Below are 18,452 nucleotides of genomic sequence, written 5' to 3'. Positions count from 1 at the left end.
GGGCGAAGTTACCCACCTACGCTGCGGCTTTCGCTTCGTCGCTATCGAGAAGATGGCAGGCGGCAAGGCGTCCGGGAGAATGCTCGACCAGTTTCGGGGTTTCGACGCGGCAGCGGCCGAACGCCTTCGGGCAGCGCGACGCGAAGCTGCAGCCCGCCGGAATGTCGATCGGACTGGGTGGCTCCCCTTCCAGCAGGAAATCTCCGGGATTGAACAACTTGTCCTCGAGCGTCGGTGCCGCCGACAACAGCGCCTTCGTGTAGGGATGCTGAGGGTCGAAGAACAGTTCGCGATTGTCGGCGATCTCGACCATCTCGCCAAGATACATCACGGCAATCCGCGTGCAGACCTTCCGTACCATCGCCAGATCGTGCGAAATAAAGACATAGGTCAGGTCGTTCTTTTCCTGCAGCTTCGAGAACAGATCGATCAGCCTGGCCTGCTCGCGCTGGTCCAGCGCGGACAACGTCTCGTCAAGGATCAGGAGCTTGGGGTCGAGGATAAGCGCCCGCGCGATCGAGATCCGCTGGCGTTCGCCGGTGGAGAGCGCATTGGGCAATTGATCGTAGAGTTCGGCTGCAAGACCCACCTCCGCCATCGCCGCGATCACGCGGCGGCGCAAATCCGACCGCGGGATCCTGCCGCGAATGAGCAGGCTTTCCTCAATCATGCGGCCGACGGTGGTGCGGGGCGGCAGCGCATTGTAGGGATCCTGCAGCAGGAGCTGGAATTCGTTCCGCTTCCGGATCAGTTCACCCCGCGACAGGCCGCCGAGCGAAGTGCCGTTGAGCAGGATGCTACCCTGGTCAGGGACCTCCAGCCAGGCCAACAGACGGGTCAACGTCGATTTGCCGCAGCCGGATTCGCCGACGATGCCGAAATTCTCGCGCGGCATGATGTCCAATGTCACGCCGCGAACGGCCTGGACATTGCTGTAGGAGTTGAAGCTGCCTCGCTTGCGGGCGCGATAGGTCCGGTAGACCTTCTGCACCTGCATCAGCGGCACCTCGCCTTGCGCCTGACGCCTGGCAAGCGGCCCCTCTGCCGTTGACCACATGCGTGGAACGCTGGCGATCGCCTTGCGCGTATAATCGGTCGCCGGCGAGGCCAGCAGTTCGGCGAACGCCTGCTGCTCGATAAACCGCCCCTGGTGCAGAATGGCGGTCCGGTCGCCGAACTGGCCGAGGGTCGGCAGCGAGGACGATAGATAGATTGTCGCCATCCGGTGACGCAGGCACAGATCGTGGAGCAGCGCCACGATCTGCGCCGCGATGGTGACGTCCAGCGGTTGCGTCACGTTGTCGGCGATCAGGACCGCAGGCTCGGCGCAAATCGCATCGACGATCATCGCGCGCTGCATCATGCCGCCGGAAAATTTCGATGGATAGTCCCAGTAGCGCTCCTTGGGCGAGGGAATGCGGACCTCGCTCAGGAGCTGCATGACCCGCTCACGGCATTCGCGCCGAGACCATTCCGGCCTGACGCTGTGCAGCTTCTCTGCGATCTGGCTTCCCACCGGCACCGTCGGATCGAGCGCGCTCTGCGGCTTCGAGCCGATATAGGCGATGTCGCGGCCGGTGCGGACCTCCTGGATCCCCGGCTTGAGAATATCGTGGCCGGCAAAGGCGACCTGGCCTGCACGATATTCGAGGCTTTCCGGCAGCCAATTCGCCAGCGCCCGGCTGAGAACGGTCTTGCCTGCGCCACTTTCGCCGTAGATCCCGAAAATATCCGACGTGTTCAGACGCAGGCTGATGCGATCGAGGATGGGAGGGGATCCCGGCGTTACGGGGCCGACGGTGAGATCGCTGACTTCGAGAATGAGCGAGAGATCCATGTCAGAGACCACCGTAGATCCGGTTGCGAGCTTTCTCGAGCGCCGATCCCATCAGATTGATCGACGTCAGCGCGACGGCGAGAAATATGCCAGGCATGGTGGCGATCCACCACGCGTTGAGCAGGTATTTGCGGGAATCGGCGATCATGCTGCCAAAGCTCGGCGTTGGCGGCTGGATCCCCAATCCCAGGAAGCCGAGGATGGCTTCGAAAATCATCATGCGCGCAACGTCGAGCACGGCGACAAACGCGATCGGTGGCAGGATGTTCGGAGCGGCGAACAGCAGCAGAATGCGCCAGTCCCCCGCCCCGAGAACACGCAAGCCCCGGACATATTCCTTGCCGCGCTCGGCGACGGCGGCACTGCGGGCGACCCGCGCATAGAGCGGCCAGCCTGACAGCGCCAGAACGATGATGATCGTCGGAACCGTCGGCCGGGAAACGCCGAGGATGGTGATGGCCAGAATGATCATTGGGATCGACAGCTGCGCGTCGGTGATCCGCATGATCACGGTATCCCACCATTTGCCCTTGAAACCCGCGAACAGGCCAAGGCCGCAGCCGATGATAAAAATCAGGACCACGGTGATGATGCCGACCAGCAGCGAGTAACGCAGCCCGATCAGGCATCGCATCAGCATATCGCGGCCGAGTTGGTCCGTGCCCAACGGATGCTCCCAGACCCATTTGTCACCGAGAAACAGCGGCGAAAGGAATTTATCCTTCACGACCATCTTGGTGGCGCTGACGGATGACAGCTCCGGATAGATCGCCGACGCCAGCAGAAGCGCCACGAAGATGAAGAAACCGATCCGAAAGCTCGGCGTCCGCCATGCGCCAAGCAGAATGCGCCGATTGACCGACCGGATCCGCGTCGGCTTTGGCTCAGGCTCGGCGGCAATGATCGTGGTGACCGCCATGATCAGATCTCCACCCGAGGATCGATCATGTAGGCGACCAAATCCACGATAATATTGATGAAGACGAACACGGCGCTGGTGGTGATCGCAATGCCCTGGATCACCGGAAAATCACGCCCGACGACGGAGACGACCGTCAGGTTTCCGAGGCCGGGGTAATCGAAAATGTACTCAATCACGAGCACGCCGCCGATCAGCGTCGAAAGCTGAATACCCAGCAGATTGACCAGCGGTACCGCCGCATTGCGCAACGCGTGGGAGTAGACGATGCGGCGCTGCGACAAGCCGCGGACCCGCGCCTCATCGATGAAGGTCGCCTGCATCACCTCGCCAAGCGACGTCGTCAGCGTGCGAATGATGAAAGGCGCAATCTCAACCGACAGCACCAGGGCCGGCAGCAGGACGTAGGAAAATCCCTGGTAACCGAGCGCCGGCAGCAGCTTGAGCTTGACCGACAGGAACAGGATCAGGACGATCGCCAGCCAGAAATTGGGAATCGACACGAACAGCGACTGCACGCCGAAAGCCAGCGCATTCTGCCAACCGTGCTGATTCAGCCCGCCGGCAATTCCGATCGGGAACGAGATTAACAGCGCGAACAACAACGCCATGCCGCCCAGTTGAAGCGTGAATGGCAGGCGTTCGAGAATGAGGTCGGTCACCGGCGCCATGTCGGACTTGGTCGGATCGACATATTGCCCGCCGGTTGCGATCATGCCGCTGCGCGGGCGCAGATAGGACTGCCCGAGATCGCCCTGCAGCAGGCCCCGCATGTAGCGGCCGTACTGCACGATGATCGGATCGCGCAGCCCCATCTTGGTCGCCACCTTCTCGACGACGTCGGGGGGCGCCATGCCGCCGACGATCAGGCGCACCGGATCGCCGGGAACCACGCGCAGCAACGTGAAGATGATGAGCGAGGTGATGAAGACGATCAGGAGGCCCTGCGCGACCCGTTTGACCAGGAATTCCAGGATCAACATCGAGAAGAGCTACCTTGCATTTCATCGAGCGGGGTATCTGGCAGGCCGGAGCGATCCGGCCTGCCAAGGAAATCGTTAGGCCAGCGTGGCCTTTGTCATGTCTTGCTGACCATTTGGATAGATGTACAGGCCTTCCAGCTTCTTGCTGTAAGCGTGGATAAAGACCGATGTGAACAGCGCAAGCGCCGGGGCCTTCCTGGCGATGGTCGGAAGCGTTTCGGTCTGGAGGATCTTCTTGCGTTCCTCGATGCTGGCCGCATTGTGCTCCTTGTCCAGCACCGCATCGATCTCCTTGTCGACGATGCCGGTGATGCGCTTGGACGAGGAATGGAAGTGGGTGCGCAGCACCAGATCGGGTTCGGGCGAGCCCGTGCACCAGCCGCAGTCGATCATGTTGCCCTCGCCGCCGCCGGGCTTGTCATAAAGCAGGTTGCCCCAGGCCGCGACCTCGAGGGTCTGGAGATTAACCTTGAAACCCTGCTCCTGAAGCATGCCCGTAATCAGCTCGGCATATTCCTTCGTTTTCGGATAGAAACCGACCGAGGTGTAATAGGTCAGCTCGGGCAGACCTTCCCCCTTGGGGAAGCCGGCTTCCGCGAGCAACTTCTGTGCCTTGGCCGGATCGAATTCCGGATAATCGGCAACTTCGGTATAACCGAACTTCACCGGTGAAATATGCGCCTTCGAGAAGGTGCCGGACATCCCGAGCACCTCGAGGACCTGCTTGCGGTCGATCGAGTAACATGCCGCCAGGCGTACCCGCGGATCATCAAACGGCTTCTTCGAACAACGGAAGAAGAGATATTTGTTCTCGACCGACACCGCCTTGTAGATGTTGAAGCGTGGGTCTTTCGAGATGGTCTCGACCTGCTCCTGCTCCAGCCGCTCGATGATATCGGCCTCGCCGTTCAGAAGGGAGAGCGTTCGCGTCGTCGTGTCGCCAACGAAATGATACTCGACACCTGGAATCTTGGGCGAACCGAGGAAGTAGTCCGTATTCGCGGTCAGGACCGTCGTATCGCCCTTCTGCTCGACATATTTATACGGCCCCGTGCCGTTCATGCGCGCCGACAATTGCGCCTTGTTGGCAACGTCCTTGGCCGACAGGATCGGGAGAAAGGACGAAAGATAATAATAGAGTGTTGCCGGATAGCCCTGCGCCTTGGTGTTGATATGGCATGTATAGTCATCGACCACGTCGATCGCGACAAGGCCCGGATACCATTGCGCCGGGCGATCAGGCAGGCAGCCATATTCATAGGAGGCCTTCACATCCGCGGCCGTGAACGGCGAGCCGTCGTGGAACTTGATGCCTTTTCGCAGCTTCACTTCCATCGTGTAGGTGTCGATCGGCTTCATCGATTCAGCCAGTTCGAATATCAGTTCGTCCGGCTTCTCCGGCTTCATCGGCGCCCGCGTGAGATATCCGAAGACGAAACCCTCGACAATAATCTGACCGAGATTGGTGTGAGTGGTCGGGTCCCAGTTGCCGGTAAGCGCCTCCGCACCGAGGAAGCGCAGCGTCTTGCCTTCGGCGGCGAAAGCGGAGTTCACCAGAAAATCGGGATTGATCCGCCCCAAGCCAAGCGCCGCGGCGCCGGCAACCCCACCCAACATCACGTCTCTGCGGTTGATCATGTCAAAATCCCCTCGATGATTTCAGCAAACGCTGGAACTGCTCGGGTCGCGAGGCTCTCAGCCGTTTCTATCGCCGTCGGCAACTTGCTTGGCGACTTGCAAAGCGTAGACCAAACGGCGCGGACGCCTAAATCCTGCTGCTCCACCATTTCGTTGCTCACGCTCCCGGGAATAGCCGTCCACGCTACGATTCCCGAGCCGCGGCAACGCGACGCTCAACTCCGAGGCACCTCGCCTTTCTGGTGTGCAGCACACGAATGATGGACGGCCAGAACAACGGTTTGGCGCGGACGACCTATGATGGCGACGAGAACTGACATCAACGGAATATCAGAATTGCAACAGCGTGCTTCCCGTGCGAACCGCCCTATTCGCGGCATCATCTCGGACCTTGATGGCGTGGCCTATCGAGACGACGATCCGATCCCAGGTTCGGTTCAGGCGTTTCGCGGCTGGCACGAACGCGGCGTGCCCTACGCGTTCGTCACCAACAATTCGACCAAGTCCGCGGCGCAGTTTGCAGCGAAGCTGAACGGCATGGGCATTCCGGCAACGGCAGCACAGGTCTTCAACACCATTTCCGCGGTGAGCATCCTGCTTCAACAGCGCTGGCGGCCAGGAACGCCGGTTTTCGCGATCGGCGAACAGCCTTTGCTCGAGGCGCTTGAGGAATCCGGATATCGCCTGACCGGGACGGATGCGGAGGTCGTGGTTCTCGGGTTCGATGCCGGGCTGAACTACGCCAAGCTGCGTGGCGCAATCCGCGCCGCCCTGGCGGGTGCGACGGTCATCGCAACCAATCCCGACGTGCTCACGCCCGTGCATGACGGTTACGACCCCTGCGTCGGCGTATTGACGGCGGCGGTGGCTGCGGCTGTGCCGAGTGCAACCCCGATCGTGGTCGGCAAGCCACATCCATTCATGATCGAGCAGGCACTTAAGCATCTGGGCACAAGGAAAGAAGAGACGGTGATGATCGGCGACCAGATCGCGACCGATATCGTGGCAGGCCAGCGTGCCGGCCTGCGCACCATCCTGATCGCCAGCGACGTTCCATTCAACGCCGTGACGGGCGTGGTGCCCGAGCGAATCATAACGAGCCTGCTCGACCTCGTCGACGTGGTTTCGGAGGAGACCGGAGCCGCCTGATGATGACCGCCGCCATCATCGAAACCATTCGGTCCGAACTAAGCGCCGCGCTGCCGCGATGGGGCATGTCGACCTGTGCCACGCTCACATTTCTCAGCCATTCCGAAAACACGACGTTTCTCGCAGAGGATTCCTCCTCGGGACAGCGACTGGTCCTGCGGGTGCAGCGGATCGGCTATCACTCGCCGGAGGAGATTGTTTCGGAACTGTCGTGGATCGATGCGCTGATCGCGGAAAAGGTAATCGTCACGCCGCGACCGCTCTCGGACCGCGACGGCCTGCTGCTTTGTGACGTGCCGCTGAACGGATCGATGCGTCAGGTGGTGGCTTTCGAGCACATGAGCGGGCGCGAGCCCGATCCCGCTGCTTCGCTATCCACCTGGTTCCTCAAGCTTGGCACACTGACCGCCCGGCTTCACGAGCACAGCCGATCGTGGAAGAGAACAGCCGCTTTCCAGCGCAAGACCTGGGACTTCGATGCCATGCTGGGTGCACGCCCCCTCTGGGGCGACTGGCACGCGGCACTGGGGCTTCGCAATGCCGACCGGCAACTTCTGCAGCGGGTCGCCGATGCGCTGGCGCAGCGCGTCCACGCTTACGGACAGAATAGCCACCGGTTCGGCCTGGTGCATGCCGATCTGCGTCTCGCAAACCTCATGGTCGACGGAGAAAGGCTCGGCATCATCGATTTCGACGACTGCGGCTTTTCCTGGTTCTTCTACGATTTCGCCGCGGCTGTAAGCTTCATGGAACATGAGCCTGTTGTAGCCGACCTGCAAAATGCCTGGCTCGAAGGATATCGCAAGATTGCCCCCGTATCGAAAGCCGATGAGGCCATGCTGCCGGCTTTCGTGATGCTGAGAAGAATGCTGTTGACGGCCTGGATAGCATCGCATTCGGACACCGAGACGGCACGCCAGCTGGGAACGGATTATACGGAAGGCACCGTCGCGATGGGTGAGCGGTTTCTCCGGGGGCTCTAGCCGGATCCAACCCTCGGTATCAACGCCTACCTTTCCTTGGCTCCAGTGTTGTTGCTCCACGACTCCAGAAAGCCGGTGCAGGCCCTCCCCGCGCATCGTCAATCTGTCAAGAATGGCGCGAGGTTCGGACACATCCCGCCGATTTCCGAGCCGAAGTTCCGGTGGGAGTCGCGTCCGTGGACATTCAAGCCTATTTCGAGGAATGGTCGTGCCAACCGGGCGACGTCGCCCGGCTTGCGATCAGCACGCCGCACAAGACCATCCGTGCGAGTCTGGTGCGGCTCGTCTCCGGCCCCGCGCAGGGAGACCATGTCGAAGGACAGGTCATCGATTTTTCATCGGTGCTCGACAGGACGGTCCCTGGCCGCCTGCAGACGACGATGGTCGGATCGTACGCGGAATTCCCCCTTCCAGCCCCGATCGCAGATCGCACGATCAGCCTTCATTGCTGGGCATGGCCAACGGTGCCGGAGCGCAAGACGCTTCAGGCGATCTGGTCGCTCGGCGACATCGCGCTGGTGATTGTATCGGGCGAACTCGCGCTTCGTGCGAAAGACAAGACGCTGGCGACTATTCCCGGCGCTATTGTTGCCAAGCACTGGTATTCGATCCTGGTCACGCTCGGAAATGGTGAAGCGTCGATCGACTTGAAGCGCCTTGACGGCAAGACCGGCGCACACCGAACGATCGCCGTCGCGACGGGCGCGACCGCCACGTCCGACACACTGCTGCTCGCCACTTCCGGGATCGGGCCATCCGGATCACCGCAGCAGCCCTTCAACGGCAAGATCGATTCTCCAACGCTGCATCTGACCAAACCATCGGCCGAGCAGGTCGCGGCGCAGCACGCGGGAAAGAATACCCAATCCGCGTGGGCAGCCTGGAAGCTCGGCAAGGATTTCGCGGCCGAAGCGATTGAGCCCGACTTCGCCGGGGGTGTCCCGGGGCGCCTGGTGAATGGTGTCGAGCGGGGCGTCACCGGACGCAACTGGGATGGACGCAGCGATTCGTTCATCGAAGTCCCGCATCAATACTGCGCGCTGCAATTTCACGACGACGACATGGTCGATGCCGGATGGGAGTACGATTTCGAGTTCACGCTGCCGGATACGCTTCCGAGCGGCATCTATGCCGTCCGGCTCGAGGCCAGCCAGAGCCGCAACCATTTCCCGTTGTTCGTCAGGGCCAAGCCTGGCAGCACCGCACCGGTGCTGTTCCTGGTACCGACCAATACCTACCTCGCCTACGCCAACGATCATCTTGCTTCGCTCGATTTTTCGTCGGTGATGCCGCACGACAAGATTGTCCCGGAAGACGAGCAGTACCTTTTCTCCCATCCCGAGCCCGGTCGGTCCTGCTACGACACCCATGCCGACGGGACACCGGTTCGTTATTCAAGCCGCAGGCGGCCCCTGTTCAACGTACGGCCCGGCTTTCCAAACTGGTTGACCGGCTCCTACCGCCATTTTTCCGTCGACATGTACATCATCGAATGGTTGGAACATGTCGGCATCGAGTACCACGTCGCGACTGACGAGGATTTCGAGCGCGACGGACGTGCACTCACCAATCGCTATGCGACCATCGTCACCGGTTCGCACCCGGAATACTGGACGCGCAAGGGCCTCGACATCCTGGATGGATACCTCAACGAGGGCGGAAGGATCATGTACCTCGGCGGCAACGGATTCTACTGGGTCACCAGCCAATTCGAAGGAAAGCCGTGGGTTATCGAGGTGCGTCGCGATAATAGCGGCACACGATGCTGGGATGCGCCCTATGGCGAGCGGACCCACGTCGCGACTTCGGAAGCGGGCGGCATCTGGCGCTCGCGGGGGCGCGCGCCCAACAAGATGCTCGGTGTCGGCTTTGCGTCGGAGGGATGGTCCAAGGGCTGCGGCTATCGGCGCCTGGACGCAAGCTACAACTCACCCGCGGCAAGTCTGTTCACCGGTGTGACCGAGACGATTGTGGGCGACTACGGATATGTGCTCGGCGGCGCCGTTGGCGACGAGGTCGACAGGTTCGACATCGCGCTCGGCAGTCCCGAACACGCCTACGTGCTCGGGACGTCAACCGGGCTTGGCAACGAATATCAACTCGTCATCGAGGACTTGACCCTGTCGTTGCCCGATCAAGGAGGCGCACAGCGACCGGACATGGTGAGGTCGGACTTGGTCCTGTTTCCGATCGATGGTGGCGGCTGGGTCTTCTCGGTGGGTTCGATCACCTACGGCGGCGCGCTCGCCTGGAACGGTTGCGACAACGGCCTATCGCGTCTTACGGCCAACGTCCTTGCAGCTTTTACCGGCAAAGGGCCGGTACTCGGCGAGACATGAGAACGGGTACCGGACCGGTCCAAGACGACAGTCGTTAGTTCGGCATCTTGATCTCAAGCATGCTGATTTCGCGATTGGAACTTACCTTGACTGTCCCCAACGCTCTTTTGCTGTGTACTGAAAACCTACAGCCGAACCGCACCAGTTTCGCACCAGAAACAACCTCGCCAAATCAGCCCTTGAACGTGCAAAATCACATGAAGGACTTCAAATCAGAATTGACCCGGGACGGATCGAAGAGTTCGGACGCAAGATGCGGGACACCTTGACCAACGGTTCCATGGCGTTTCGCAAAGCCTATCTTCAATCTCTGATCGACGTGATCGAGGTCGACGATAAAGTCATCCGCATCAAAGGGGACAAGGATCTGCTCGAAAAAGCCGTCTTGGCTCGGAAAGCGGCGGCAGCACGGGTTCGCAGATGAGTACTAGGTGGCGCTCCCTAGGTGTTTAGTCCCGGCATTCGCTGGAGCGGATTGAGGGTGAATCGTTCGGGCTCTTTTCTCCAGGCCCTGCAGATGTATTCGTAGGGCGTGAGACCTTTAAGGGTCTTGAGCCGCTTGGCCTGCCGCCAATAGGTGTAAAAGTTCAGGCGCACAGGGAGTGACCTCGGCATCATGCACCGCTCGATTGGTGACAGCCGGTGTGATCCGACGCCGGACGGGCCGGCCCGATCCCACAAGACGTGGGTATAGCGCTGGACGGCGCGCTGATCGCGACGCCATTCGGGCCGGCCTCCCATCCCAATGCCCGAGCGGCCTCCGGTCTCCCGCCGGGATATTACTTCCCGAATCCGCGCAAATATTTATATTCTTTGGCGATTGCAGCCACAATGGAACGTGTTGATGGAGCGACTGGATTGTGACCGCATGTTTGTCGCGGTGCTGGAGATTGGCAGCTTCGCGGGCGCCGCCGAACGACTCGGCGCCAGTAGTGGACAGGCTTCCAAGCTCGTCTCGAAGCTTGAAGCGGATCTCGGCGTTCAGCTTATTAAGCGCACGACGCGCGCGCTTTCGCCCACGGAAGTCGGCCGGGCCTATTACGAGCGGATCAAGGCGCTACTCGATGAATTCGATGCGTTGGATGCGTCGGTACGCAACGCCTCTGGCGCGCCCACGGGGCGCCTACGGCTAACCGCGCCCATCTCCTTCGGAACCGCGCAACTGGCGCCTGTTTTGATCGACTTTGCTCGGACCTATCCCGGCGTTCAGCTCGATGTGAGCTTTTCGGATCGGATCGTGAATCTTGTCGACGAGGGCTTCGATGCGGCTATTCGCATCGGCAAGCCCGGCGACAGCAGTCTCATTGCCAGGAAGCTGTGCGATGTGAGGATCGTGCTAGCCGCTGCTCCTGCGTATTTGGAAACGCGCGGCGAACCCAAAGCGCCGGCTGATCTCACGGAGCACGATTGCATCGTCGACACCAATTTCCGAGATCCCGGGAACTGGCAGTTCTCGACGGATAATGATGAGCAAACCGTGCCTGTCACGGGGCCGCTGCGCTTCTCAAACGCGGATGCCTGTATCGCGGCGGCGGAGGCCGGGCTTGGAATCGCGCGCGTGCCCAGCTTCGTCGCCGGAGCCAGTTTTCGATCCGGCTCGCTTCGGCCGTTGCTATGCGCGTTCGAGGGCGAGCCGGTCGCTCTCTATGTGCTCTACCCTCCAGGTCGCCATCTGGCGCTCAAGGTCCGCGTGCTGCTCGATTTCTTAGTCTCCCGCTACCGCGGCGAGCCGTCATGGGATCGAGGCTAGTGAAGGTCACGCCTTCCAATATGGAATTAAATACCCCCGAAATGACCGGATAATCACCCGGTTCGAATGGGCGCATCTTCCAGGCGACACATCAATCCAGCCGAAGGAAATCGCGCCATGATCGACACCCGCACCGCTCCCTACGCCACCCTGGCCCTGCGCGTGACGCTGGGCATTCTGTTCCTCGCCCATGACGGGCTCAAGTTCTTCGTCTTCACCCCCGCGGGCACGGCGAAATACTTTGCATCCCTCGGCCTGCCGCCGGCGCTTGCCTACGCCACCATGCTGGTCGAGTTCATGGCGGGGGTCAGCCTCATCCTCGGGATTTGGACTCGGTTCACTGCCCTGGTCGGCATTCCGACCCTGTTGGGCGCGATCGTCACGGTCCACGCCGCAAACGGCTTCTTCTTCAACAATCCGAACGGCGGCTGGGAATTCCCCGCCTTCTGGATCGTCGCGCTGGTCGTGCAGGCCCTGCTCGGCGACGGCGCATTGGCGCTCAAGCCGACGCCGACGTTCGCCTTGACGCCCGGCGGTCAGAAGACGCGCCATGGGCTATCGACCTGAGCGCTTCACTCAATCGAAGCGTCGCACGAATTGAACGCCCGCCGCCGCACCGATAGCGCCTAGCGGCAGGTGTTCAGACTACAGCTGCGAAAGTCGGACGCCTGAGAGGCTCCGGCCTTCCCTCTGCGCTGGAACGCCATGTCCTGCGCCTCCAACCAAATCCCCCGCCCGGCTTGAGGCCGGACCACGATGGAGTTCGAACCATGCTTGTGAACGGCAAATGGACGGCAAGCTGGCAACCGGTCCAGGCCGTCGATGACAATGGCGGCTTCGTGCGCCAGACCTCCAGCTTCCGTCACTGGATCACGCTGGACGGGACCGCCGGCCCGACGGGGCAGGCCGGCTTCGGCGCGGAGGCTGGACGTTATCACCTCTATGTCGCGCTGACCTGCCCCTGGGCTTCACGAACACTCATCGCGCGCAAGCTCAAAGGGCTCGAAGACATCGTGTCGGTGGCCGTTGTCGAGCCCGCTCTGACAGAAGAGGGTTGGGGCTTCGGCGACTATCCAGGTAGCGACAGGGACGCACTGAATCACGCGACCCACCTGCACGAAATCTACACGCGCGCCGACCCACATTACACCGGGCGCGCCACCGTCCCTGTTCTTTGGGACAAGCGTCGCAAAACGATCGTCAACAACGAATCCGCAGACATCCTGCGAATGTTCAATTCTGGATTCGGTGCGTTGGCGGATCCGGCCTTCGACCTCTATCCCCGTGACCTCCGCATCGAAATCGATGCGCTCAACGCTCAAGTCTATAGTCGGCTCAACAATGGCGTCTATCGCGCTGGTTTCGCCACGACGCAAACTGCCTATGAAGCGGCGTTCGCCGACGTATTCACCATGCTCGACGAGCTGGAAATACGCCTTCGCGAGCGCGGACCGCTGCTGTTCGGCGAGCGGCTGACAGAAGCGGACCTACGCCTCTTCGTAACGCTCGTGCGATTCGATGCGGCATACCATGGCCTGTTCAAATGCAACCTTCGCCGGCTCAAGGACTACGCCTCGCTTAGCGCGTATCTCGCCCACGTGCTCGCGGCGCCAGGGGTTAAAGAAACGGTCAACATCGATCACATCAAGCGCGGTTACTACTCCATCAAGGCGCTCAACCCGAACGGCATCGTACCTGTCGGTCCCGATCTGACCGAGCCTGGCGCAACTATGTCGCTGAGTTCTGAAAGCCGGGAGCGCCACCATGCCTGAGCGTCGCGCTGAGATTCACACAAAATTCGCCAGCCGCAGCCTCCAGCAACTGTGCAAGCACTGGAGCCACAGGTTCGTGGTCGACTTCACCCCCTCACACGGCGAGATCGCCCTGCCGCTGGGCCGTTGCGTGCTCGACGCCGAAGACGAACGCCTCGTGGTCGTCGTTTCATCCATTGATCCTGCAAGTCTTCCCCGACTCCAGGACGTCGTGGAGGAGCATCTGAAGCGGTTCGCGTTTCGCGAAGCGTTGACGTTCCACTGGAGCGATCGCCGAAATAGCGCATAGGCGGAAATTCGATCGCCGCCGTTCGCCGCCTCGGCAGTGGCACCGGCAACCAGCACGCGTCGCTCCCTGCAGCCTGCTGCTGCTTGGGACGCCGTGCGCCGAACTGGGTTCCCTTGGCCGCAGCTTTTGCGTCACGGCCTCCAGGCGCGCGGCCCGGCTGACGATCTCCCCGGCGATCCAGAGCGGGGTGTCGGATGCTCCGGCCGGGGCCACTTCTCAGCTTTTAATGAAAGCGAGCAGGTCGCTGTTGATGGTGTCGGCTTCAGTCGTCGGCATCCCGTGCGGAAAGCCCTTGTAGGTTTTAAGTACGCCGTTCTTTAAGAGCTTCGCCGAGAGCGGTCCGGAATCGGCGTAAGGTACGATCTGGTCATCATCGCCGTGCATCACCAGAACGGGGACGGAGATCGTCTTGAGGTCTTCTGTGAAGTCGGTCTGGGAAAAGGCGACGATGCCGTCATAGTGGGCCTTAGCGCCGCCCATCATGCCTTGGCGCCACCAATTCCAGATCACCGGCACAGACGCCTTCACGCCAGGCCTGTTGTAACCGTAAAAGGGGCCGGCCGGCAGGTCGTAATAGAACTGAGACCGGTTAGCGGCGAGTTGCGCCTGAAGCCCGTCGAAGATCTCCTTTGGAAGGCCGCCCGGATTGGCTTCCGTCTTGACCATCAACGGCGGCACGGCGGCGATAAGCGCTGCCTTGGCCACACGGCTTTCGCCATGGCGCGCAATGTAGTGGACGACTTCACCGCCGCCGGTTGAATGGCCGACATGCACGGCGTCCTTCAAGTCCAAATGGGCGGTCAGCGTCGCCAGGTCATCGGCATAATGATCCATGTCATGGCCACCGTCCGTCTGGCTCGAACGGCCATGACCGCGCCGGTCGTGGGCAATGACGCGAAAGCCCTTGCCCAGAAAGAACAGCATCTGAGTATCCCAGTCATCTGCCGAGAGCGGCCATCCATGGCTGAATACGATCGGCTGTCCCCAGCCCCAGTCTTTGTAAAAGATCTCAGTACTATCTTTGGTCGCGATCGTAGGCACGTAACTACTCCCTTCTGGTGGTCAGACGTTGAACGTGCTTTAGCCGTCTGTAATACCTCGCCTGCCTCACGTTCAGATCTTGACTAGGCAATCATCTGGTCAGCTGAGGCGATCAGCGCGTGAGGTTGACCTTCGCAAGGTCGACCAGTTCGTCCGCGCGGCCGTTGAGCACTGCCTTGATCAGAAACAGACCGAATTGGTGAGCCTGGTCGAACGTCGTCTTCGGCGGCATAACCAATTCCTGGCGCGCGCTGACAACATCGATGAGAGCCGGACCATCATGGCTGAGCACCTCCGCCAGCGCATCCCTCAGATCCTGTGGCTGCTCAACACGAACGCCCTTGATGCCCATCGCCTCAGCCATCGCGGCAAAATTTGGATTCTTGAGGTCGCATCCCGTGTCCAGGAAGCCGTTCGCCTTCATCTCCATCTCGACAAAGCCGAGAGTACCGTTGTTGAGCACCACGACTTTGATCGGCAGGCCAAGCTGCGTTAGTGATATAAAGTCACCCATCATCATGCTGAAGCCGCCGTCCCCCGACAGCGAGATGACCTGGCGCTTTGGAAATGCGGCCTGGGCGCCAATTGCCTGCAGCAGGGCATTGGCCATTGATCCGTGATTGAATGAACCGAGCAGACGACGTCTGCCGTTCATCTTGAGATACCGGGCGGCCCAGACGGTGGGTGTGCCGACATCGCAGGTGAACACGGTATCGTCGCCCGCCAGTTCGCTTATCAGGCGGGTCACATATTGCGGATGGATCACCGTGCTCTTCGGACCGCTCTCTGCAAGGGCATCCATGCCCGCGCGGGCATGCCTGTAGTGTTCGACAGCGTTATCGAGATGCCGGGAATCGATATTTTCCGACAAAAGCGGCGCTAGAGCCAACAGCGTCTGTCGAACGTCACCCAGTAGACCAAGCGTCAGCTTGCACCGATTACCCAAGGCTTCGGGCCGGACATCGACCTGAGCGATTCGCGCGTGCTCGGGATAGAATTGCCGATAGGGGAAATCCGTCCCCAGCATCAGCAGCACGTCGCACTCCTTCATGGCCGCATAGCCGGACGAAAAGCCGACGAAACCTGTCATGCCTACATCGTACGGGTTGTCGTATTCGACGTGCTCCTTGCCGCGTAAGGCATGGACGATCGGCGCTTTAAGCTTGCCCGCAACGGCCACGACCTCGGCATGCGCACCGGCACAACCGGCCCCGCAAAGTATCGTCACGGAGCTGGCGCCGTTGAGGAGGTCGGCGAGCCGCAACAATTCGTCGGGATCGGGTCGGAGATCGGGTTTCGCGGGTGCGATCCAATCGGCTGGCGCCGCGGCCAGGGGCTGCAAGGCCGTGTCGCCAGAGATGACGACGACGGCCACGCCCCGCTTCGCGATCGCGATGCGCATGGCGCGCTGGAGAATCTGCGGCAGCTGGGCGGGATTCGACACCAGCTCGACGTAGTGGCTGCACTCCTTGAACAGGATCTCCGGGTGCGTCGCCTGGAAGTAGTCGATGCCGATCTCGCTGCTGGGGATGTGCGCTGCGATGGCCAGGACCGGCGCGCCGCTGCGATGGCAGTCAAAGAGGCCATTGATCAGATGCAAATTTCCAGGCCCGCAACTCCCTGCGCACACAGTCAGTTCGCCAGTCAGTTGGGCCTCGGCGCCAGCCGCGAACGCCGCCGCCTCTTCATGCCGAACGTGCTTCCATTCAATTGCGCCGCGCGCTCGCAATGCCTCCGTAAAGCCGTTGAGCGAGTCGCCGACGACGCCGTAAATCCGCTTGACGCCAGCCTTCTCCAGCGTCGCCGCGATAAAGTGCGCAGCCGTCTGCGTCATGGTGCAACTCCTTCTGGTTCCCGGAAATCGCAATGGACGGTCGCAACATATGCGCGTGCCCAACAGATTCCGTTGAATGCTGGCCTATCGATAGATCGTGCAATCTGAGTTCGGGCGATGCGCTCGCTCATTTTGGGCCCGCGCTGCCGTCAGCCCTGCCAGGGTGCGAGGAAGGACTCGAGCGCCGCGTTGACTTCCGCCGGCCGCTCCTCGTGGGGAAGATGTCCGGCCCAAGCGATCGGCGCTGTCGTGAGATCCTCGGCGAGGCCCCGCCAGAGTTCGACCATGTCGACCATCTTCGCCGCCTCGAACTCGCTTCCCCACAGGGCAAGGGTGGGGCAACGCAGCTTGATATCCTTGTCTTCTTCGTCCTGAGCGACGTCTTCTCGCCAGGCCCGATAGTCCTCGAACGCACCGCGAAGCCCTCCGGGCTGCGCGTAGGCGCGGACATAGGTCGCGATGTCGATATCGCTGAGCGCTTCCGGATCGTAAGTCCAACTGGTCAGGATATAGCGCAGCCAGATCTCTTCTCGTCCCTGGATGAGCGCCTCCGGCAGGTCCCTGACTCCTTGGAACAAGAAGAACCAACTTGCTTGCGCCACGCGGGCGTTCATCATGCCAAAGAGCAAACGCGTCGGGATATTATCCAGCGCTGCAAAGCGAGCAACGGCGTCGGGATGGTCCTTGGCGAGCCGCAGCCCGACGCGAGCCCCACGATCGTGGGCGACGATGGCCGCCCGCTTGATGCCGAGGTTGGACATGAGAGCGCGGATGTCGTTTGCCATGGTGCGTTTGTCGTACCCGGTGGGCGCCTTATCGGTCGCGCCGTACCCACGCAGATCCGGCACAATGAGCCGATAGCGCGTCTTCAAGGCATCGATTTGATACCGCCACGCATAGGAGGTTTCGGGAAAGCCATGCAGCAGAATGACCGGCGGTCCTTCACCGGCTTCGGCGTAGTGGAATTTAATGCCGTTTACGACACACCGGTGGTGGCTGATCGACTTCTCTTCCACAGCTTCGTTCCCTTCGCCTTGGGCGAGCCATCAATTCTTCATCGCAAGAAGATCAACGCTGCCGCAGCCGCGCACTCCGGCATCGGCCCGATTTCACTTGAGATAGTCATGGACCGATGTGCCCGGCCGAAGCAGGCTGTCGCTGAGCGTATGGACTATGGAGACGACCTCCCTTACCGGCAACGCGGCAAGCGGGGCTGCCTCATGATGAAATAGGTCGACACTGCCCGGCCCGGTCCAAGCACCCTTCAGCGTGATGTCGGAATATTCAAATCGCACTAGGTCGGCTATGCGTGGCCGCCCATCGACGTCCGGGACGATCTTCAATACGACGCTCGGACGCGCGAGCGCCTTCATGGCTCGTTCGGCTGGAACGTCCTGGTACTTGTAAGCCATGCTTGCTCGGGCAACGAGCGAGCCGTCACATTCCAGCGTACCGACGTAGGAGCTTCCGTTCTGGCCAACGCGCGGATGCCCGTACTTTTTCGGCAGGCCCAACACCTCGCGCCCCATGATGATCGCGGTGACATTCTCCGCCACCATCAGCGGCCGAAAGCTGACCTCTTCGTCGCCGAGAAAGCATGTGATGCTCTGAGCAAATTCGTAATAGTCGCCGATCCCCGGGGCCACCATGTAGAGAAAGGCGAGACTGACCAGCGGGTCCTTGACCACCAGCGGCTCCGGCACGATGGCGCGCGCCAGATCCATGTCCGTCCGATAGGTGACCGTCAGCGCGGGGCGATCCAGAAACCAACTGGGTGAGCGACCGAACGCCGGCTGGTGAATGGGCATCGCAAAGGCTTCTTCACGGACTCGTTGCGCCGATAGCGGCCGCGCATCCGGAGATCCAATGTTGAAGAGGCCTCCTGTAGATCCCGTGCTGGTCATCTAATCAAACCTCC

Annotated in this window: 16 protein-coding genes and 1 pseudogene; 8 read left to right on the top strand and 9 right to left on the bottom strand. The window is 61.1% G+C overall.

Features of this window, described 5'->3' with window-relative positions:
* Nucleotides 1-16: 16 nt before the first annotated feature.
* The 4 genes from BLV09_RS30225 to BLV09_RS30210 all read right to left on the bottom strand — a co-directional run bounded on the left by BLV09_RS30225 (nucleotide 17) and on the right by BLV09_RS30210 (nucleotide 5,377).
* The gene (locus BLV09_RS30225) at nucleotides 17-1,837 is read right to left on the bottom strand and encodes an ABC transporter ATP-binding protein (protein WP_146689989.1); all 1,821 of its coding nucleotides are present in this window, start codon (nucleotides 1,835-1,837) and stop codon (nucleotides 17-19) included.
* Nucleotide 1,838: 1 nt separating this feature from the next.
* Entirely contained in the window at nucleotides 1,839-2,756 is a 918-nt protein-coding gene (locus BLV09_RS30220; protein ID WP_100385897.1) for an ABC transporter permease, read from the bottom strand.
* Between the two features lie 2 nt (nucleotides 2,757-2,758).
* Nucleotides 2,759-3,739, bottom strand: coding sequence for an ABC transporter permease (locus BLV09_RS30215; RefSeq protein ID WP_100385896.1), 981 nt, complete (start codon nucleotides 3,737-3,739; stop codon nucleotides 2,759-2,761).
* A 75-nt stretch (nucleotides 3,740-3,814) separates the two neighbouring features.
* The gene (locus BLV09_RS30210; RefSeq protein WP_100385895.1) at nucleotides 3,815-5,377 is read right to left on the bottom strand and encodes an ABC transporter substrate-binding protein; all 1,563 of its coding nucleotides are present in this window, start codon (nucleotides 5,375-5,377) and stop codon (nucleotides 3,815-3,817) included.
* Between the two features lie 300 nt (nucleotides 5,378-5,677).
* Between BLV09_RS30210 and BLV09_RS30205 the strand changes: the two genes are divergently transcribed.
* The 4 genes from BLV09_RS30205 (at nucleotide 5,678) to BLV09_RS37525 (ending at nucleotide 10,272) form a co-directional block, all read left to right on the top strand.
* Nucleotides 5,678-6,526 (top strand): HAD-IIA family hydrolase, encoded by an 849-nt coding sequence (locus BLV09_RS30205; RefSeq protein ID WP_146691374.1) that lies wholly within the window; start codon nucleotides 5,678-5,680, stop codon nucleotides 6,524-6,526.
* Nucleotides 6,526-7,509, top strand: a complete 984-nt coding sequence (locus tag BLV09_RS30200) for a phosphotransferase enzyme family protein (protein WP_146689988.1) — start codon at nucleotides 6,526-6,528, stop codon at nucleotides 7,507-7,509. The genes BLV09_RS30205 and BLV09_RS30200 overlap by 1 nt, the downstream gene beginning before the upstream one ends.
* 176 nt (nucleotides 7,510-7,685) lie before the next feature.
* Entirely contained in the window at nucleotides 7,686-9,848 is a 2,163-nt protein-coding gene (locus BLV09_RS30195) for a N,N-dimethylformamidase beta subunit family domain-containing protein (protein ID WP_146689987.1), read from the top strand.
* Nucleotides 9,849-10,101: 253 nt separating this feature from the next.
* Complete coding sequence (locus BLV09_RS37525) at nucleotides 10,102-10,272, top strand: hypothetical protein (RefSeq protein WP_167558924.1); 171 nt, start codon at nucleotides 10,102-10,104, stop codon at nucleotides 10,270-10,272.
* A 17-nt stretch (nucleotides 10,273-10,289) separates the two neighbouring features.
* Here BLV09_RS37525 and BLV09_RS30190 read toward each other — a convergent pair.
* A pseudogene (locus tag BLV09_RS30190) lies at nucleotides 10,290-10,409 on the bottom strand (IS481 family transposase); the annotation flags it as partial.
* Nucleotides 10,410-10,716: 307 nt separating this feature from the next.
* Here BLV09_RS30190 and BLV09_RS30185 point away from each other — a divergent pair.
* From BLV09_RS30185 to BLV09_RS30170, 4 genes are all read left to right on the top strand, one after another.
* Nucleotides 10,717-11,598: a LysR family transcriptional regulator gene (locus BLV09_RS30185; protein WP_244548851.1), complete on the top strand. Its 882-nt coding sequence runs from the start codon at nucleotides 10,717-10,719 to the stop codon at nucleotides 11,596-11,598.
* A gap of 117 nt (nucleotides 11,599-11,715) precedes the next feature.
* Complete coding sequence (locus tag BLV09_RS30180; RefSeq protein ID WP_146689986.1) at nucleotides 11,716-12,165, top strand: DoxX family protein; 450 nt, start codon at nucleotides 11,716-11,718, stop codon at nucleotides 12,163-12,165.
* Nucleotides 12,166-12,368: 203 nt separating this feature from the next.
* Nucleotides 12,369-13,370: a glutathione S-transferase family protein gene (locus BLV09_RS30175; RefSeq protein WP_146689985.1), complete on the top strand. Its 1,002-nt coding sequence runs from the start codon at nucleotides 12,369-12,371 to the stop codon at nucleotides 13,368-13,370.
* Nucleotides 13,363-13,659 (top strand): DUF2218 domain-containing protein, encoded by a 297-nt coding sequence (locus BLV09_RS30170; RefSeq protein WP_146689984.1) that lies wholly within the window; start codon nucleotides 13,363-13,365, stop codon nucleotides 13,657-13,659. The genes BLV09_RS30175 and BLV09_RS30170 overlap by 8 nt, the downstream gene beginning before the upstream one ends.
* 216 nt (nucleotides 13,660-13,875) lie before the next feature.
* Here BLV09_RS30170 and BLV09_RS30165 read toward each other — a convergent pair whose 3' ends face one another.
* The 4 genes from BLV09_RS30165 to BLV09_RS30150 all read right to left on the bottom strand — a co-directional run bounded on the left by BLV09_RS30165 (nucleotide 13,876) and on the right by BLV09_RS30150 (nucleotide 18,438).
* Nucleotides 13,876-14,700 (bottom strand): alpha/beta fold hydrolase, encoded by an 825-nt coding sequence (locus tag BLV09_RS30165; RefSeq protein ID WP_146689983.1) that lies wholly within the window; start codon nucleotides 14,698-14,700, stop codon nucleotides 13,876-13,878.
* 112 nt (nucleotides 14,701-14,812) lie between these two features.
* Nucleotides 14,813-16,534 carry a ubiquinone-dependent pyruvate dehydrogenase gene (gene poxB, locus BLV09_RS30160; protein WP_146689982.1) on the bottom strand — a complete coding sequence of 574 codons (1,722 nt, stop codon included), beginning with the start codon at nucleotides 16,532-16,534 and terminating at the stop codon, nucleotides 14,813-14,815.
* Nucleotides 16,535-16,683: 149 nt separating this feature from the next.
* Nucleotides 16,684-17,550, bottom strand: a complete 867-nt coding sequence (locus BLV09_RS30155; protein WP_146689981.1) for an alpha/beta fold hydrolase — start codon at nucleotides 17,548-17,550, stop codon at nucleotides 16,684-16,686.
* Between the two features lie 93 nt (nucleotides 17,551-17,643).
* Nucleotides 17,644-18,438: an acetoacetate decarboxylase gene (locus BLV09_RS30150; protein ID WP_146689980.1), complete on the bottom strand. Its 795-nt coding sequence runs from the start codon at nucleotides 18,436-18,438 to the stop codon at nucleotides 17,644-17,646.
* Nucleotides 18,439-18,452: the final 14 nt, after the last annotated feature.

The organism is Bradyrhizobium canariense, from assembly GCF_900105125.1.
Lineage (GTDB): Bacteria > Pseudomonadota > Alphaproteobacteria > Rhizobiales > Xanthobacteraceae > Bradyrhizobium > Bradyrhizobium canariense_A.
Note: the sequence above shows the minus strand (reverse complement) of the source record. Positions and strands in the feature narration are given on the sequence as shown.

Coding starts and splice junctions, on each gene's coding strand:
- poxB (WP_146689982.1), bottom strand. CDS start 16,534: ATGACGCAGACGGCTGCGCACTTTATCGCGGCGACGCTGGAGAAGGCT.
- BLV09_RS30185 (WP_244548851.1), top strand. CDS start 10,717: ATGTTTGTCGCGGTGCTGGAGATTGGCAGCTTCGCGGGCGCCGCCGAA.
- BLV09_RS30200 (WP_146689988.1), top strand. CDS start 6,526: ATGATGACCGCCGCCATCATCGAAACCATTCGGTCCGAACTAAGCGCC.
- BLV09_RS30225 (WP_146689989.1), bottom strand. CDS start 1,837: ATGGATCTCTCGCTCATTCTCGAAGTCAGCGATCTCACCGTCGGCCCC.
- BLV09_RS30210 (WP_100385895.1), bottom strand. CDS start 5,377: ATGATCAACCGCAGAGACGTGATGTTGGGTGGGGTTGCCGGCGCCGCG.
- BLV09_RS30175 (WP_146689985.1), top strand. CDS start 12,369: ATGCTTGTGAACGGCAAATGGACGGCAAGCTGGCAACCGGTCCAGGCC.
- BLV09_RS30180 (WP_146689986.1), top strand. CDS start 11,716: ATGATCGACACCCGCACCGCTCCCTACGCCACCCTGGCCCTGCGCGTG.
- BLV09_RS30215 (WP_100385896.1), bottom strand. CDS start 3,739: ATGTTGATCCTGGAATTCCTGGTCAAACGGGTCGCGCAGGGCCTCCTG.
- BLV09_RS30150 (WP_146689980.1), bottom strand. CDS start 18,438: ATGACCAGCACGGGATCTACAGGAGGCCTCTTCAACATTGGATCTCCG.
- BLV09_RS30205 (WP_146691374.1), top strand. CDS start 5,678: ATGGCGACGAGAACTGACATCAACGGAATATCAGAATTGCAACAGCGT.
- BLV09_RS30220 (WP_100385897.1), bottom strand. CDS start 2,756: ATGGCGGTCACCACGATCATTGCCGCCGAGCCTGAGCCAAAGCCGACG.
- BLV09_RS30170 (WP_146689984.1), top strand. CDS start 13,363: ATGCCTGAGCGTCGCGCTGAGATTCACACAAAATTCGCCAGCCGCAGC.
- BLV09_RS37525 (WP_167558924.1), top strand. CDS start 10,102: ATGCGGGACACCTTGACCAACGGTTCCATGGCGTTTCGCAAAGCCTAT.